The sequence below is a fragment of the Paraburkholderia sp. SIMBA_027 genome (assembly GCF_046535315.1).
Lineage (GTDB): Bacteria > Pseudomonadota > Gammaproteobacteria > Burkholderiales > Burkholderiaceae > Paraburkholderia > Paraburkholderia tropica.
Genome location: NZ_JAWRWY010000894.1, coordinates 1 through 261, shown reverse-complemented (window position 1 = coordinate 261; position 261 = coordinate 1). Strand labels below are relative to the sequence as shown.

At 64.0% G+C, this 261-nt stretch carries 1 pseudogene; it reads left to right on the top strand.

Features of this window, described 5'->3' with window-relative positions:
* A pseudogene (locus tag SB764_RS41665) lies at positions 1-261 on the top strand (hypothetical protein); the annotation flags it as partial.

Here is a 261-nt window from a genome sequence, read left to right as displayed (position 1 = left end):
ACCGAGCCCTTTGCGCCCTTTGAAGACCGTGCGCACTTCCTCAGCATCGGCAACTTCCGCCACGCCCCGAACTGGGATGCGGTGCTCTGGATGAAAAACAGCCTCTGGCCGCTGATCCGCCAGCAGTTGCCCGGCGCCCAGCTGCATATCTACGGCGCCTACACCCCGCCCAAAGCCACGGCCCTGCACAACCCAGCCCAGGGCTTCCATGTGATGAACTGGGCCGAAGACGCCTTGCAAGTGATGACCGCGGCGCGTATC